This window comes from Pseudomonadota bacterium, from assembly GCA_010028905.1.
Taxonomy (GTDB): domain Bacteria; phylum Vulcanimicrobiota; class Xenobia; order RGZZ01; family RGZZ01; genus RGZZ01.
Window position 1 is genome coordinate 1 of sequence record RGZZ01000910.1, and the last position, 1,081, is coordinate 1,081.

The 1,081-nt window shown below is 65.1% G+C and carries 2 protein-coding genes; both read left to right on the top strand.

Going from position 1 to position 1,081, the window contains the following annotated elements:
- A partial coding sequence (locus tag EB084_26300) for an acyl-CoA dehydrogenase (protein ID NDD31774.1) occupies positions 1-390 on the top strand: 390 nt, incomplete at its 5' end.
- 88 nt (positions 391-478) lie between these two features.
- Positions 479-1,081, top strand: a 603-nt coding sequence (locus EB084_26305; protein ID NDD31775.1) for a fatty acid desaturase, incomplete at its 3' end; no start/stop codon positions are given.

Genomic DNA, 1,081 nt, shown 5'->3' on the forward strand with positions numbered 1-1,081 from the left:
CAGTTCACGAAGCTGCACCCGGCGCTGCAGAAGGTGCAGCTCAACTTCGAAGAGCTGACCAAGGATCTCGCGCTCGCGGTCGACCGCATCTTGCGCAAGCACGGCAAGAACGTCATCGGCAAGCAGTTCGCCAGCCGCCGGCTCGCCGACATGATGATCGACCTCTTCATGCTGGCGTGCACGATGTCGCGCGTCTCGACCGCCGTCACCGAGAAGGGCGCGACCGCGGTGACCAAGGAGCTCGAGATCCTCGAGGTGCTCTCGGGCCAGGTGCGGCGCCGCGTGCGCTCGAACTTGAACAAGATCGACGACAACGACGACGAGCTCATCAAGTCGCTGGCCGATCACGCGCTCGATGCCGAGGGTTACCTCTGGGACAACGTGACCTGATGCCTGCCCTTCCGGCCCTTGGGTGGCGCTTTGAGGTTGTGCTAGGCGCCACCGCGTCATGACGACTGCAACTGCTGAAGCTGGCACCGTGACCGGCGCCGCCGTGCGCACGGAGAAGGACCTCATCATCGCCACCCGTCCCTTCACCGAAGAGGACAAGGGCAAGAGCTGGGCGGTGACGATCTCGAGCCTCCTCATCCTCGCGGGGCTGGCGGCGGGCGCGATTGCCTCGCCGTGGTGGCTTTTGCGCCTGGCGTTCTCCCTCGTCGAGGGGCTCACCATCGTGCGCGTGTTCTGTCTCTTCCACGACTTCCAGCACGGCGCGCTGCTGCGCCAGTCGAAGCTCGCCGAAGCGATTCACTGGGTGTTCGGTGTGTCGATTCTCGTGCCGCCCAGCGTGTGGCGCGAGACCCACAACTACCACCACGCGCACACCGCGAAGATCGTCGGCTCGCACGTCGGCAGCTACCTGATGGTGACGACCGAGATGTGGGCGAAGATGTCGGCGAAGGAGCGCTCCGACTACAAGCTCCTCCGGCACCCCGCGCTGATCTTCTTCGCGTACTTCACCGTCTTCGCGATCGGGATGTGCCTCTCCCCGTTCCGGCGGAACCCGAGCAAGAACTGGGACTCGCTCCTCGCGCTCGTGGTGCAGGCGCTCGGGAACGCGCTGATCTTCGGCGTCTTCGGC